Raw genomic sequence first — 14,602 nt, 5'->3', positions numbered from 1 at the left:
AACCTTCCACAATTGTGGAAGGTTTCTTATTTTTCGATAACACTCATATTTATATTATAAGCTTTCTCAATATTTAATTTGTACGTCCCATTTCCTGTTTTTATCGAGTTTTTATACCAATGTTCTTGTTCGTTTAATTGTGGATTTTCTTCTGAAGAATTATTTTCTTTTTCGTTAAATCTTCTACTTGTTCCCAAGGTGTGTTTCCGTGAGCTTCTTTTTTGTTTGTTATGGCGATTAATGATACATCACTTTCTTTTGCTAAATGAACAGATACATTTGAATTTTCTTGTACAAACCAATTGTTTTGTAATTGACCTGGATAAAGAGATAGTTCGTTATTTGAAGCACGGATCTCTACATTTTTATTTTGCGGAAGAACGAGTGTTTGTTTCACCTGTGGTGCTGAGTTAAATAACGTATGCTGAACCGGTAATGATTTTAAAGTTATATACATCGTTTCTCCAGCTGTTTGAACTGAAAGGAAATCCTCTCGTTTCAAATTGAGTTTTTCATTTGCTTTCGTCGTCATTTCATATGTCCCAAGAAGATGAACCTGATTTGTGTTGTTTCCTTCTATTGTTAGAGGGTGATGCCCCGCATCCACTACGATTTTTTTGATAGATTCAGGTATATCAAGTTGTCCGTCTGGAATATTACTCGTTTGCCTAGTTGTGTTAATAGAATGACGAACTTCTTCTAGTAGTCCAGTTGATAGTAAGCAGTAAAAAGCAATTCCAACACTTCCTAAAACGCCGATAAAGAAAATACTAAAAATATCATATTTAATAAATGAATGTTCCTTCTTAGAAAATAGAAGGTATAGTAAAATTTCAGCGCCAAGTATGATAAGTAAAACAGGCCACCATGCTGTTAATGTATCTAATGCTTGAACGCCTTTTACGACTGAAAATAGTAAGAAACAACCTAATAAAATAATAGAAATTCCCATTGAGAATGTTCCAACGCGCCATGTTCTCATTCTTTTGTACCACCTTTGTTTTCTTTATTTCCAAGTAATAATTTAAAGCCGCCACCAATTAAGAGTAGTGCCACGATAGATGTTTGGAAATAGCGATAATATAGTTCGCTAAGATGAATATTAAATATAGTTGCAAAGTAATCATTCAAAATAGGAAGGACTGTTTGATCTAATAAATAATAACCACCGAATGTAATTAATCCGATACCGATCCATCTTTGATGATTTATAAAATAATCAATGATAGGTTCGTCATGTACGCGTTCTTTTCCGTATTTTGCAGTTTGTTGTAACGCATCAAAAAAGCTATAAAACCAAATGATTGGTACTAAAAATAAGAAGGCAGAGAGTCGTAATAAATCGAGTAAATAAATAGATAGTAAAAAGGCTGCCATAAGCTGAAGACCACGGCGCTGTAAACCTAAATACATATGTCCTGCTCCAGGGAACATCGCTAAAATAGAAGCAAATGTTTTACTTTTCTTTCCTTGTTCTCGATGTTCTTCAAAATCTTCGAAAATAGTGCGATCATCTAGTTGCTCGCCACGTTCTTTTTTCTGTAGTTGCTGAACGACATCGAAGAAATTATAAATCCATAAAACAGGTAGCGTAATAAGAAAGATAAGGAAACTTCCTTGATGAGTTAGTAATGTAACAAATACAATCATGCTACCTAAGCCTGTGCATGCAACTAAAAATGTAAGACCACGCTGCATAAGTCCTAATTGAAAATGTCCAAGTCCAGGAATAATTGATAAAAGAATGATGTAAAATCGTTCGCTTTCTTTAGTGGTTTCTGGATTTTGTTCTGCATCTTGCTTTCGTGATTGATTTATAAGAGTAATGACTAAGTCAATTAAATTGATTGTCCATAAAGCTGTAAATAAAAATAGAAGGAGAAAAATAATTCTATGATCTCCGTAGAGAACTGTAATACCTGCTGTAGCGATAAATAGAAATAAAGCTCCTCCGCTATATAGAATAAAACGTCCAAATTTCTTTAAATATAAATGTCCAAGCCCGGGGATTAGCCCTAATACAAGTGCTAAAAAGGGGTTTTTATTCATGCTTTAAACCTCCGTCCTTTTTTGATGTGTCCACTGCTTTGTTTACAATTTGTTGTGAGATAGAAGTCTCATTGTGTTTCGAAGATTTCTCGAAATTTGATGTCGCTGTAAAAATATAATGGAATAAACCACTTACCATAAAAATAATTGTAGCCGCCGTCGCAATTATGTAGTGAATAATCGTACGCTTTAGCTGGTTTGATTTCATATTTTCATTAGGCTGTAACGTTTCAAAATTAATTTGCGATATAACTTCGTCCGTAAATGAATCATCATTTATCATTGGAAGGTTTTCATGTTGTTCATCAATACTTTCCATATAAAGTGCTAAACAATGATCACATTCATAAAGGTGTTCTTCCATAGATTCACGTTCATTGCTTGCTATAACATCTAATGTATACTTGTGCCAATCTTCTTTTGAATAATGCATCATAGAAACTCTTCCTCCTTCCAATGTTTTTTAATCCATTTTCTTGCCCGATACAGTTTCATTTCGACCGTTTTCACTTCGATGTTTTCCTGGAAAGCAATTTCTTGATAGCTCTTTTCTTCTAAATAATGTGCGAGAACAACATCACGGTAATTTTCCGGCAGTTCTCTTAGTTTTTGAGCAATGAGTAATTTTTGCTCTTTCGTCAATAGTAAAGCTTCAATGTTATGAGAGGATTTTATACTTTCCTCAGTTTCTTTACATAAGGAGAGTTCTTCGTTTTCTCTAGCTTTCTTCCTCTTATAATCAATAGCGTGATTGGTAGCAATACGTGCCATCCACGTTTTTAATCCGCGAAATTGATAATTAGGGAGAGAGGTGTGAATTTTTACGAATACTTCTTGTGTAACATCTTTAGCATCTTCTTCATGTCTTAAAATAGAAAAGATAACTTGAAAAATATAACGACGATATGTTTGTACAAGGATACGAAAAGCATGTTCGCTTCCTTGCTGTGCTTTTTCAATTAATTGTTTTTCCTCAATCGGTCTCTCCCTCCTTTTTGACGCATTCTATTATATAGACGTCAGAAACGATAAGTCACCCTACACATGTTGTAAAAAAAGAATAATATATTTTTAGCAGGAGGGCTATATGAAAAAGGTGTGAAAAAATGGTAAGGCGAAGTATATAATGAGCAAGTGGGAAATGTTACACGGAGAAAGGATGTGAATGTTAGTAGGGGAAGGTCCATACTAACAAACATGAAAATTAAAATATTAATAGCAGATGATAATTCTTTTATTAGAGAAGGCATGAAAATTATTTTAAATACATACGAAGAATTCGAAGTATTAGAAACTGTAAATGATGGAAAAGAAGCTGTAGCGTATTGTAAAAAACATGAAGTGGATATTGCACTTTTAGATGTTCGTATGCCAAATATGAACGGGGTAGAGGCGACGAAGTTAATCTGTGAAGAGACAAAAACGAAACCGCTTATTTTAACGACGTTTGATGATGATGAATATATTTTGGATGCAGTGAAAAACGGAGCGAAAGGTTATTTATTAAAAAATAACGATCCGGAGCGTATTCGTGATGCGATAAAAGGAGTATATAACGGACAAACTGTTATGCAAGATGTTGTTCTTGATAAAATTAAGAGTAATTTACTAGAAAATAAAGAAGCGGAATCTAAAATAGATAAGAGCCTTTTTACAGAAAGGGAGCTTAGTATTATCGCATTAATTGCAAAAGGCTTCTCTAATAAAGAGATTTCGAAGCAACTTTTTATATCTGAGGGAACAATTGCAAATTATATTACATCAGTTTTAGGGAAAACTGGACTTGAACATCGCACACAAATTGCGATTTATTACTTAACAGGGAAAGTAGATTAATGATATGGAATTTTGGTTAACTGTAAGTAAACTTATTGTCTTTATATATATAGTGTTTAGCTACATTCATTTAAATGTTACGAACCTACCGTGGATTATACTTACTTTGCTTATATATCTTTCTATAAATGTGATGATTTCCATATTGAAAAAAGATACGTACAATAAGATTTTAATTTGCGTATCAGTTGGCGTAGTTATGTTATTTACGTGGAGGGTTCATCCGTTTTTTATTTTGTTTTTACCTTTGAACTTATATGAAATTGCAAATTATTGTATAGAAAAGAAATGGTTAATCTTTTTCATTATGATCCTTCCTATTATTTTTATAGGTGAAGGTATTCAAATGACGTATGGACTTATTAGTGTATTTTGTTTTTTTTCCTTAACGATAGCCCACCGCTATATAGCACGATTATTAAAACTCGAAATGCAAAATGATAAAATGAGAAAAGACATACAAAGACTTACGAAAAACTTAAATGAAAATAAAGATTACATAAGGCAATCAGAATACACATTTAAGTTAGAGGAGAGAAATCGATTATCTCAAGAAATTCATGATAAAATTGGTCACTCGATGACGGGTGCACTCATTCAAATGGAAGCAGCGAAGAGATTAATGGAAATAGATAAAGTGAAATCTGCTGAGTTATTACAAAATGCAATTCATATTTCGAAAGACGGCATTGAAAGCATTCGGATTACATTGAAAAATATGAAGCCGCCAACTGAACAAATTGGAATTCATCGTATGAAATTATTCATAGAGGAATTTGCCGGTAAGCATGATGTAAACATTCCTTTCGTATATAAAGGAAACTTAGATATGATTTCTCCAATTCAATGGAAGATTATCGGTGAAAATGTTACGGAGGCATTAACAAATACGATGAAATATGCCGACGCGACAGTCATTTCAATAGATATTCATGTACTTAACAAGGTGGTTAAAGTACAAGTGAAGGATAATGGTAAGGGGGCAACTCTTGTTAAAAAAGGCCTTGGTATTATGGGGATGGAGGAGCGAACAGCGTCTGTAAACGGGAAAATTATTGTGGATGGGACAAGTGGTTTTTCAGTAACAATGTTGTTGCCGATATAAGGGAATAGGACGAGGATGAATCATCTCATATGAAAAAAGTGAATAATCTCATGTGAAAAGAATGAACTTCTGCACTGAGCAGGTTCATTCTTTTTGTTTATACTAAAAGCAGAGAAACCGAAATAGGGGTGAAATGATGAACACATTGGAAATTAAAAATTTAACGAAAAAATTTGGTGATTTCATCGCGGTAGATAATATGTCTTTATCTATTAAAGAAGGAGAAATATTTGGATTTTTAGGGTCGAATGGTGCTGGTAAGAGTACAACGATAAATATGATTGCTGGCTTGTTAAGAAGTAATGAAGGTGAAATTAGCATACTAGGAAAAAATATAAAGAAAAATAATCGATTTGCGAAAATGAACATCGGTATCGTTCCACAAGATATAGCAATATATGAAGAGCTAACCGCCTATGAAAATGTGAAATTCTTTGCCGGATTGTACGGACTAAGAGGAGCTGAACTAAAAGCGAGAGTAGAGGAAGCGCTTCAATTTGTGGGGCTTAGTGATAAACATAAAAGCTATCCGAAAAACTTTTCTGGCGGGATGAAAAGAAGGCTGAATATCGCTTGTGCAATCGCTCATAGACCGAAGTTAATTATTATGGATGAACCGACAGTTGGAATTGATCCGCAGTCAAGAAACTACATTCTTCAGTCTGTCCGAAAATTAAATGAAATGGGAAGTACGATTATTTATACAAGTCACTACATGGAAGAAGTAGAAGAGATTTGTACGAAAATAGCAATTGTAGATCACGGTAAAGTAATTGCGGAAGGAACGAAAGAACAGTTAAAAGCGATTATTACCGATACGAAAGACATTTGGATTGAAGTGAAGTCAGTAGAAAATCTAGACGTTGAAAAATTAAAAGAGATAAACGGTGTGAAAGCTGTTCAAATTGAAGAGAACGTAATCAAAGTAAATTCTGATGCAGGATTAAATAATTTAAATAAAATTATTCAACACTTTATTAATCATGATATTGAAATTCGTTCATTAGAAGAGCAGGCTCCGAATTTAGAAACAGTATTCCTTACATTGACCGGAAGAAACTTACGGGATAAATAAAGTGATTGTAAGAATAGGAAAAGGGAGGTTCATCGATTGAACATCTTCAATATTGCAGTTATGCACATTAAAAGAGATTTCAGGGACGTAAGAACTTTAGTTTTTATGTTAGCATTTCCGATTGTGCTTATGCTTGTATTAGGAACAGCGTTAAGTAACGCATTTAATAGCGATAGTCATTCGATTAAAGACATACAAGTGCTATACAAAGATGAAGCGGGAAGCACTTTTTCTCAATCATTTGAAGCATTTACGAAAGAGGTCGATAAATCGGGTATCCATTTTAAAAAAGCTTCCGAAGGTATAGATGGGAAAGAAGAAGTGAAGCAAAATAAATATGCTGCATATGTAGAATTGAGTAAAGATGGTGCGGAATTTTACGGAAGCGACAGGAGTAGTATTGAGGGAAGTATTGTTGAAGGAATGCTTACGACATTTGTTGATAAGTACAATGTAGCGGCAGAAGTTGCAAAAGTAGATCCAAGTAAGGTTAGCACAGTTATTTCAAATGGAAATCATAATGATTATATTAAAGAAACATCTTTACAAGCTGCTAAAAAACCAGGTTCTATGGATTACTATGCGGTTGTAATGACGACAATGATTGCATTGTATGCGGCAATGGGGGCGAGTTTTTTAATTCGAGGAGAACGAGTACGTAAAACAGGAGATCGTTTAATTGCAGCACCTATAAGTAAGGCTGAAATTTTCATTGGGAAAGTGCTCGGTAGTCTTGTAGCAAATGCACTTTGTCTATTACTCGTCGTTATATTTAGTAAATTTGTTTTTCAAGCGAATTGGGGCGACCATCTTGGAATCATATTTATTATTTTACTAACAGAAGTCTTTCTAGCAATTAGTTTCGGTTTAGGAATCGGATTTATTACAAAAACAGGTGAGGCATCTAGAGCAATTATTATGGTTGTTGTGCAATTAGCTTCTATTTTTGGTGGTGCGTATTTCGTAGTGGAAGAAAATGTCGTTACGAATTTATCACCATTAACGTGGGCCAACACAGCTATTATGAAAATTATTTATGCAAATGACATAGGAGCAGCACTGCCGGTTATTTCTTTAAATCTTGGAATTTCAGCAATCTTTTTATTAATTGCGATTATCGCATTACGTAGACGGGAGGGGCTGTAATATGAAAGATATTTTATGGCTCATACGAAAAACATTAGCTGCGCTTTTTAAAAATAAAAAAGGATTATTACTTATTGTAAGTTTGCCGATAATAGGAACACTAATTTCTTTTTCAATATATGGTAATGTAGGGCAAGGAACGTTAAATATTGGGGTTATAAATAAAGAAAATCAGCCTATCGCAAATGATACAGTGAAATTTTTAGAAGGACTCAATCATGTAAATGTTAGTAAAATTAAGGAATCCGAAGTGGAAGATAAACTCATTTCAAAAAAACTTGATGGTGTTATTACATTACAGTCTGGTTTTTCCGAAAGTGTTCGAGCAGGGAAACCGAGTCATATTGAAGTTTCATCGATTAAAGGTGATCAAGTAACAGTATTTATAAAATCATATTTATATAACTATGTTAATAATATAGCTGCGATTAGTAAAGTGGCAGGGGCGGATCAAAGTACGTTTGATAGTATGTACGCTGGTTATCAAAAAAGTTCATTTAAAGTAAAAGCAGAGACACTTGAAGATACTTCGAAAAATAAGGATATGACAAATCAAACGATTGGTTATCTTATCATGTTTATGCTATTTTCGGCAGCGAATTTATCTGGAATTATTTTAAAAGAAAAAGAGAACAGAACGTATTTTAGATTATTATCGACACCGATAGATGGAAAGAAATTTATATTATCTAATGTCGCGGTGAATATGATTATACTAACAGTGCAGATTGTAATTGCCGTATTATTTATGAAGTATGTTTTCCATACAAATATAAATATGCCTTTCACAGTGATGATTGGTGTACTCATGATATTTGCTTTAATCGCAATTGGTTTATCATTAGTCATTGTGTCTTTTTCAAAAAGTTCAACTGCTTCAAATGCGATGCAAAATGTCGTTATTGTACCGACATGTTTATTAGCGGGATGCTATTTCCCATATGATATTATGCCGAAAACGGTACAAAAAATAGCTAATTTTTTACCGCAACGCTGGCTAATGGACACGATTTCGAAATTACAGCAAGGCATTCCGTTTTCAGATTTGTATTTAAATATTTTAATCTTATTCGCCTTTGCGATAGCGTTCTTCTTAATTGCGATTTATAAGTTTGGAAGAAATAATGATGCAAGGAACTTTGTTTAATGAAAAGGTGTGGCGTAATGCCACGCCTTTTTTTCGTAATTTAGAGTATCTTTTGTAATATAGGAATGCTTTTGTAGAGAACTTCATTATGTGAAGCATGCACAATATATGTATTGCCATCTAAAAGAAAAACGCTATGCAATACAGCGTTACCGTCACCGTGTTTTGTAAGTATATCACCGACAACTTTTCCGTCTGCCCATTTCAGCTTGGAATGTGAGGGAACGACTTGTAAATATTGAATTGTTTCCACTCCATCTCCTGCAATGAGTGTAGTTTCAATATTTCTTTTCTGTATAATAAATCTATTTTCATTTAATGTATCGAGGAAAGGGTTTTTCGTTTGCATATTACTATAAGGAAGAAATGTAATAGAAGAGCCGGATTTTATAAATAAATACTTTCCGTAATCTTTACAAGGAATAACATCTTGTAAACCTGGAAAGTAAAGGTGTATCGCTTTAACTTTATCCATATTATGAAAGGTGCTTAAGTAATGAATATATTGTTCCATATAAAAATGAACAATATTTATTTTAGAAGAGGCATGAACAGGGAGACTACCCCCAGTCCAATAACTATAATTGGAAGGAGATCCAGCGTTTGGTGTACAGAGTATAATAAGTTGCTCCACATCATTTTCATATTCTTCACTTTGAACGTAAGAACGTGCAAGAAGTCCACCCATACTATGACAAACTAAATTTAGTTTATCGCACCCTGTAAATTCTTTAACGTAAGCAATCGTTTTTAATAAATATTTTTGAGTAGAAACAGCAATACGCTGACGCCAGTCATAAAAACAGATAAACAAGTTTTTATTTCGTTCAAAGCCGATACTTTCTAACATCATGATGAATGGTTCATAAACAAACGCAGAAAGTCCAAAGCTCCAATTACCAGTACCAGGGGTAATAATATTACTCATTGAACCGAAAAGACCTGGAATAAAAATAATAGGAGTTTTTCTTATTTTCATATTCTGCTCTCCTTTAACTTTGTAACATCCAAAAAAAGTGGGAAATACATTTTGAATGAAAATTTATTTTAATGAAACACTACGGGTTAGAAAGTAATTTGAGCGGAAGGAAATTAAAATGATAAAAAAGATATTGCGAGTTGCTTCTATTATTATTGGTATATTCGTTTTTGTTTTAATTGGGATGCATATTGACGTTACGCTCGGACGGAAAATGGAAGCTGGGAAAAATATGCCGACAGAGTATGCTCCTCATTATAGTGACTTTCAATTATATGTAGAAGGGAAATCATTATATGAGCAGTTATTTGAAGATATTAAAAAAGCGAAAAGCTCCATTTACACTTATTTTTACATTTTGTCAGATGATAAAAGTAGTTACACTTTTTTAAATTTATTAATGCAGAAGGCGAGAGAAGGGGTGACCGTATATTTGTCGGTCGACTTAATTAATGATCTATCTTTTGACAGAAAGGTGAAAAATGAATTAAAAGAGAACGGTGTTCACTTTACATATAGTAGAAAACCTGAGTTGCCATTCGGATTTTATTCTATACATCATCGGAATCATCGCCGTATTACGACGATTGATGGAGAAATTGGTTATACGGGTGGATTTAATATGGGAGATGAATATTTAGGGAAAGATAAGCGTTTTGGATATTGGCGTGATTATCATGTACGGATAAGAGGAGAAGGAGCAAAAGATTTAGAAGAGCAATTCGCTTTAGATTGGAAACGAGATACGAAAAAAAATATAAAAAGAAGTACGAACAAAGCTAGTAAAGGGAATACATTACATACGATGGCTAGCTACAATGGACATCACGTCGCTGAAAAATATATCGAATTAATAAAAGAAGCGAAGCATTCAATTGTCATTACAACACCATATTTTATAGCGAAAAATAAAGAATTAATGAATGCTTTAATTGGAGCGCAAAAGCGTGGTGTTATAGTGAAAATACTTTGGTCATATAAACCGGATATACCTCTTATTAAAGAGGCGGCATATCCTTACATCCGTCAAGCTGTTAAAAACGGGATTACTGTGTATGGTTATAAAAAAGGGATGTTTCATGGAAAGTTAATGCTTATTGATAATGAATTAACTGTTATCGGTACAACGAACATAACTGCACGTAGCTTCTATATAAATGATGAGATGAATTTATATATTCACGGTGGACCTATCATAGCACAAGTGAATGAGGCGTTAACGCAAGACATTGGTGATTCGAAAGAGATGACAGAAACATTTTTTGACAACTTATCTTTCTGGGAGCGTTGTAAGGAGAAAGTAGTTGGATGGGTTGATTTTTATTTGTGATGATTAACAAAGGGTGTCTATAAAAGGCACCCTTTGTTAATGGAAAATACTATTTTTCATGCACAAGCATCGAAACATCATCATTAATCAACGTCCCAACATGTTCACCTAAACAAATTCTTTTCATAACGCCAGGCTCATCAAAGTTAAAGACGTGTGCCGGTAAATTATAATCTCGAGCAAGCAATAAAGCTGCTTGATCCATTACTTGTATGTTTTGCCTAACAACATCGTTATAGTTCAGTTTTCGATACATTTTCGCTGATTTATTATGTTTTGGATCACTTGTAAAGACACCGTCTACTCCTTGTTTTGCGACTAAAATGGCGTCGCTATTCATTTCAATGGCTCTTTGTACACTTGGGTAATCTGTGGTAACGAATGGTTGCCCGTTACCACCACCGAATATGACAACATAACCGTTATCTAAATGATGTACTGCACGTAGGCGAATATATGGTTCAGCTACTGCATTAAAAGGGATGGAAGTCATAACGCGTACTTCTCTATCTGTTTTACTTGTTAAAACGCCGCGAAGCATTAAGCTGTTAATAATCGTACCTAATGTACCGATATTATCAGCTTCTACACGATCAATTCCCCATTCTTCAGCTAGATGACCTCTGAAAATGTTACCGCCGCCGATGACAATGGATACTTCGATACCTAGGTCAATAATGGATATTATTTCGTTTGCGATATGTTCTAATCGTTTGGAGTTAAAGCTATTTCCAGTTTGATCGGCAAGTGCACCACCGCTTAGTTTAATTAAGACGCGTTTATATGGTTTCATAACAATTCCCCCTATATAAATGGCAATAAAAAAGGAACAAAGGCGAATGCCCTTGTTCCTTGCTGTGAGAAAATGAAAAAAGAAAAGAAGAAGATAGGCTGAATTTCTGTACATAATTTTTCATAACATCCACTCCTTTTCATTTCGATTTATTGTAAGTGTATATCTTTTTGATTATACAAAATAATCTAATTACTTATCAAGTATATTTTATCGCTTTTTAAAGGAATGGTGTCAATGAAAAATTGAAGAAAAATATTTGAATTTTTTGTGACGAACTTGTAGGTTTTTGTATGATTTTGTAGGTTCGCCTATATGATGTGTGAGTAAGCTTTTATAAATACGAAATGAAAGCGTTCGCATAAAGGGGATGAACATAAATGAAAAAATTCGGATTGGCAACACAAATTTTTGTCGCACTTGTTTTAGGGATTGTAGTAGGGGCAATCTTTTATGGCAATAAAACGGCGATTTCTTATATCACACCAGTTGGGGATATATTTATTCATTTAATTAAGATGATTGTAGTACCAATTGTTATTTCAGCATTAATTGTTGCGGTAGCTGGTGTAGGAGATATGAAAAAGCTTGGGAAACTAGGCGGGAAAACAATTCTTTATTTCGAAATTATTACGACGATTGCTATTTTAATGGGATTACTTGCAGCGAATATATTCCAACCAGGTACTGGCGTTGATATGAGTAATTTACAGCAAAGTGATATTTCTTCTTATAAACAAACAGCAGACGCAACAGAGAAGAAAGGCTTTGCCGAAACGATTGTTCATATTGTACCGAAAAATATATTTGAGTCTATTACACAAGGTGACTTATTACCGATTATATTCTTCTCAGTACTATTCGGTTTAGGAGTTGCAGCAATCGGTGAAAAGGGAAAGCCTGTTTTTAACTTTTTTGAAGGTGTACTCGAAGCGATGTTTTGGGTTACAAATCAAGTGATGAAATTCGCACCATTTGGTGTATTCGCATTAATTGCTGTTACGGTTGCAAAATTTGGTGTAGCAACACTACTTCCTTTAGGAAAACTAGTGCTAGCTGTATACGTAACTGTTATACTATTCGTTGTGATTGTATTAGGTATTAATGCACGAATGGTTGGGGTAAACATTTTTACATTAATGAAAATTTTAAAAGAGGAACTTATTCTTTCATTTACGACAGCAAGTTCAGAAGCTGTTTTACCTAATATAATGAGAAAAATGGAAGAGTTCGGTTGTCCAAAGGCAGTTGCCTCTTTCGTAATTCCGACAGGTTATACATTTAACTTGACTGGATCGGCTATTTATCAAGCGTTAGCGGCATTGTTTGTTGCACAAATGTACGGTGTACACATGTCACTGACGGAGCAAATAACGTTATTATTCGTTCTCATGTTAACATCCAAAGGTATGGCGGGAGTTCCGGGTGCATCATTCGTTGTTGTATTAGCGACGTTAGGATCAATGGGCTTACCGCTAGAAGGCATCGCATTAATTGCGGGAATTGACCGTATTTTAGATATGATTCGCTCAGCTGTCAATGTATTAGGAAATGCATTAGCGGCCATTGTTATGTCGAAGTGGGAAGGCGAATTCGATGATGAGAAAGCAAAACAATATGTAGAAACAGTCAAACAAACAAAAGCAGCATAAGAAATCGTTAAGGAGTGAAAAGTCATGTCAACATTAACTGAAGTTAAAAATGGAGTACGAATTGAAAAAGATTTTTTAGGTGAAAAAGAAGTGCCAAATTATGCGTACTACGGTGTACAAACAATGCGTGCAGTAGAGAATTTCCCAATTACAGGATATAAAGTCCATGAAGGTTTAATTAAAGCGTTAGCAATTGTAAAAAAAGCAGCAGCACTTGCTAATACAGATGTAGGAAGATTGGAATTGAAAAAGGGTGGTGCTATCGCAGAAGCATCACAAGAAATCCTTGATGGGAAATGGCATGATCATTTCATCGTTGATCCAATCCAAGGCGGTGCAGGAACTTCAATGAATATGAATGCAAATGAAGTCATTGCCAATCGTGCCCTTGAATTATTAGGAATGGGAAAGGGAGACTATCATTATATTAGTCCAAACAGTCATGTAAATATGGCGCAATCAACAAACGATGCATTCCCAACAGCTATTCATATTGCAACATTAAATGCATTAGAAGGCTTATTACAAACGATGGGTTACATGCATGATGTATTTGAATTAAAAGCAGAACAGTTCGATCATGTTATTAAAATGGGTCGTACGCATTTACAAGATGCTGTGCCAATTCGTCTTGGACAAGAATTTAAAGCATACTCTCGCGTACTTGAGCGTGATATGAAACGAATTCAGCAGTCTCGTCAACATTTATATGAAGTAAACATGGGAGCAACTGCAGTTGGTACAGGCTTAAATGCAGATCCGGAGTATATTGAAGCAGTTGTAAAACATTTAGCTACAATTAGTGAATTACCACTTGTTGGTGCTGAAGATTTAGTAGATGCAACGCAAAATACTGATGCGTACACTGAAGTATCTGCAGCGTTAAAAGTATGTATGATGAACATGTCTAAAATTGCGAACGACCTTCGATTAATGGCATCAGGTCCACGTGTTGGATTAGCAGAAATTATGCTACCAGCTCGTCAACCAGGTTCATCTATTATGCCAGGTAAAGTAAACCCTGTTATGCCAGAAGTAATTAATCAAATTGCGTTCCAAGTAATTGGTAACGACCATACAATTTGCCTTGCTTCAGAAGCAGGACAATTAGAATTAAACGTTATGGAACCAGTACTTGTTTTCAACTTACTTCAATCTATTAGCATTATGAATAACGGTTTCCGTGCCTTCACAGATAATTGCTTAAAAGGAATTGAAGCGAATGAAGATCGCTTAAAAGAGTATGTTGAGAAGAGTGTAGGAATTATTACAGCCGTGAACCCTCATATCGGTTATGAAGCAGCAGCTCGCGTTGCGAAAGAAGCAATTGCAACAGGTCAATCCGTTCGAGAACTTTGTGTGAAAAATGGTGTATTGTCACAAGAAGAATTAGAGTTAATTCTAGATCCATTCGAAATGACACACCCAGGGATTGCAGGAGCAACTCTTTTAAAGAAAAATTAAAAGAAGAGGGGGACAATCCCCTCTTT

13 protein-coding genes and 1 pseudogene are annotated in these 14,602 nt (G+C 34.4%); 8 read left to right on the top strand and 6 right to left on the bottom strand.

Annotated features, from left to right (window positions below; translation table 11 throughout):
• Window positions 1-26: 26 nt before the first annotated feature.
• The 4 genes and pseudogenes from exsE to CDB3_RS15465 form a co-directional block, all read right to left on the bottom strand.
• Window positions 27-982: pseudogene (gene exsE / locus CDB3_RS15480) on the bottom strand (exosporium protein ExsE).
• Window positions 979-2,049 (bottom strand): hypothetical protein, encoded by a 1,071-nt coding sequence (locus tag CDB3_RS15475; RefSeq protein WP_128855118.1) that lies wholly within the window; start codon window positions 2,047-2,049, stop codon window positions 979-981. Before CDB3_RS15475 ends, exsE begins: the two are co-directional and overlap by 4 nt.
• Window positions 2,042-2,485 carry a hypothetical protein gene (locus CDB3_RS15470; RefSeq protein WP_128855117.1) on the bottom strand — a complete coding sequence of 148 codons (444 nt, stop codon included), beginning with the start codon at window positions 2,483-2,485 and terminating at the stop codon, window positions 2,042-2,044. The genes CDB3_RS15475 and CDB3_RS15470 overlap by 8 nt, the downstream gene beginning before the upstream one ends.
• Complete coding sequence (locus tag CDB3_RS15465) at window positions 2,482-2,970, bottom strand: RNA polymerase sigma factor (protein ID WP_128855116.1); 489 nt, start codon at window positions 2,968-2,970, stop codon at window positions 2,482-2,484. Before CDB3_RS15465 ends, CDB3_RS15470 begins: the two co-directional genes overlap by 4 nt.
• Window positions 2,971-3,246: 276 nt before the next feature.
• Between CDB3_RS15465 and CDB3_RS15455 the strand changes: the two genes are divergently transcribed.
• From CDB3_RS15455 to CDB3_RS15435, 5 genes are all read left to right on the top strand, one after another.
• On the top strand, window positions 3,247-3,885 hold the full coding sequence (locus tag CDB3_RS15455; protein ID WP_097831564.1) for a response regulator transcription factor: 639 nt from the start codon (window positions 3,247-3,249) through the stop codon (window positions 3,883-3,885).
• 4 nt (window positions 3,886-3,889) lie between these two features.
• Complete coding sequence (locus tag CDB3_RS15450; RefSeq protein WP_128855114.1) at window positions 3,890-4,990, top strand: sensor histidine kinase; 1,101 nt, start codon at window positions 3,890-3,892, stop codon at window positions 4,988-4,990.
• 136 nt (window positions 4,991-5,126) lie between these two features.
• Complete coding sequence (locus CDB3_RS15445; RefSeq protein WP_097831562.1) at window positions 5,127-6,065, top strand: ABC transporter ATP-binding protein; 939 nt, start codon at window positions 5,127-5,129, stop codon at window positions 6,063-6,065.
• Window positions 6,066-6,101: 36 nt separating this feature from the next.
• Window positions 6,102-7,211 carry an ABC transporter permease gene (locus tag CDB3_RS15440; RefSeq protein ID WP_128855113.1) on the top strand — a complete coding sequence of 370 codons (1,110 nt, stop codon included), beginning with the start codon at window positions 6,102-6,104 and terminating at the stop codon, window positions 7,209-7,211.
• 1 nt (window position 7,212) lies between these two features.
• Window positions 7,213-8,358 (top strand): ABC transporter permease, encoded by a 1,146-nt coding sequence (locus CDB3_RS15435; RefSeq protein ID WP_128855112.1) that lies wholly within the window; start codon window positions 7,213-7,215, stop codon window positions 8,356-8,358.
• Between the two features lie 40 nt (window positions 8,359-8,398).
• Here the strand turns inward: CDB3_RS15435 and CDB3_RS15430 are convergent, their stop codons facing one another.
• Window positions 8,399-9,337 carry an esterase/lipase family protein gene (locus CDB3_RS15430; RefSeq protein ID WP_128855111.1) on the bottom strand — a complete coding sequence of 313 codons (939 nt, stop codon included), beginning with the start codon at window positions 9,335-9,337 and terminating at the stop codon, window positions 8,399-8,401.
• A 118-nt stretch (window positions 9,338-9,455) separates the two neighbouring features.
• Here CDB3_RS15430 and cls point away from each other — a divergent pair, with 118 nt between their 5' ends.
• Window positions 9,456-10,667 (top strand): cardiolipin synthase, encoded by a 1,212-nt coding sequence (gene cls, locus CDB3_RS15425; RefSeq protein WP_128855110.1) that lies wholly within the window; start codon window positions 9,456-9,458, stop codon window positions 10,665-10,667.
• 49 nt (window positions 10,668-10,716) lie between these two features.
• Here the strand turns inward: cls and pyrH are convergent, their stop codons facing one another.
• Window positions 10,717-11,460: a UMP kinase gene (pyrH, locus tag CDB3_RS15420; protein ID WP_128855109.1), complete on the bottom strand. Its 744-nt coding sequence runs from the start codon at window positions 11,458-11,460 to the stop codon at window positions 10,717-10,719.
• A gap of 380 nt (window positions 11,461-11,840) precedes the next feature.
• Between pyrH and CDB3_RS15415 the strand changes: the two genes are divergently transcribed.
• Together CDB3_RS15415 and aspA are read left to right on the top strand one after the other, a co-directional pair.
• On the top strand, window positions 11,841-13,112 hold the full coding sequence (locus CDB3_RS15415; RefSeq protein ID WP_002012230.1) for a cation:dicarboxylate symporter family transporter: 1,272 nt from the start codon (window positions 11,841-11,843) through the stop codon (window positions 13,110-13,112).
• A gap of 24 nt (window positions 13,113-13,136) precedes the next feature.
• Window positions 13,137-14,576 carry an aspartate ammonia-lyase gene (aspA, locus tag CDB3_RS15410; protein WP_128855108.1) on the top strand — a complete coding sequence of 480 codons (1,440 nt, stop codon included), beginning with the start codon at window positions 13,137-13,139 and terminating at the stop codon, window positions 14,574-14,576.
• Window positions 14,577-14,602: the final 26 nt, after the last annotated feature.

It is taken from the genome of Bacillus sp. CDB3, from assembly GCF_002081505.1.
GTDB classification, from domain to species: domain Bacteria; phylum Bacillota; class Bacilli; order Bacillales; family Bacillaceae_G; genus Bacillus_A; species Bacillus_A cereus_AT.
The sequence above is the reverse complement of the archived record's forward strand: the minus strand, read 5'-3'. Positions and strand labels throughout refer to the sequence as shown.

Bases quoted from the DNA above. Each gene is read 5' to 3' on its own strand.
- CDB3_RS15475 (WP_128855118.1), bottom strand. From the start codon at position 2,049: ATGAATAAAAACCCCTTTTTAGCACTTGTATTAGGGCTAATCCCCGGG.
- CDB3_RS15470 (WP_128855117.1), bottom strand. From the start codon at position 2,485: ATGATGCATTATTCAAAAGAAGATTGGCACAAGTATACATTAGATGTT.
- CDB3_RS15455 (WP_097831564.1), top strand. From the start codon at position 3,247: ATGAAAATTAAAATATTAATAGCAGATGATAATTCTTTTATTAGAGAA.
- CDB3_RS15450 (WP_128855114.1), top strand. From the start codon at position 3,890: ATGGAATTTTGGTTAACTGTAAGTAAACTTATTGTCTTTATATATATA.
- CDB3_RS15445 (WP_097831562.1), top strand. From the start codon at position 5,127: ATGAACACATTGGAAATTAAAAATTTAACGAAAAAATTTGGTGATTTC.
- CDB3_RS15435 (WP_128855112.1), top strand. From the start codon at position 7,213: ATGAAAGATATTTTATGGCTCATACGAAAAACATTAGCTGCGCTTTTT.
- CDB3_RS15430 (WP_128855111.1), bottom strand. From the start codon at position 9,337: ATGAAAATAAGAAAAACTCCTATTATTTTTATTCCAGGTCTTTTCGGT.
- cls (WP_128855110.1), top strand. From the start codon at position 9,456: ATGATAAAAAAGATATTGCGAGTTGCTTCTATTATTATTGGTATATTC.
- pyrH (WP_128855109.1), bottom strand. From the start codon at position 11,460: ATGAAACCATATAAACGCGTCTTAATTAAACTAAGCGGTGGTGCACTT.
- CDB3_RS15415 (WP_002012230.1), top strand. From the start codon at position 11,841: ATGAAAAAATTCGGATTGGCAACACAAATTTTTGTCGCACTTGTTTTA.
- aspA (WP_128855108.1), top strand. From the start codon at position 13,137: ATGTCAACATTAACTGAAGTTAAAAATGGAGTACGAATTGAAAAAGAT.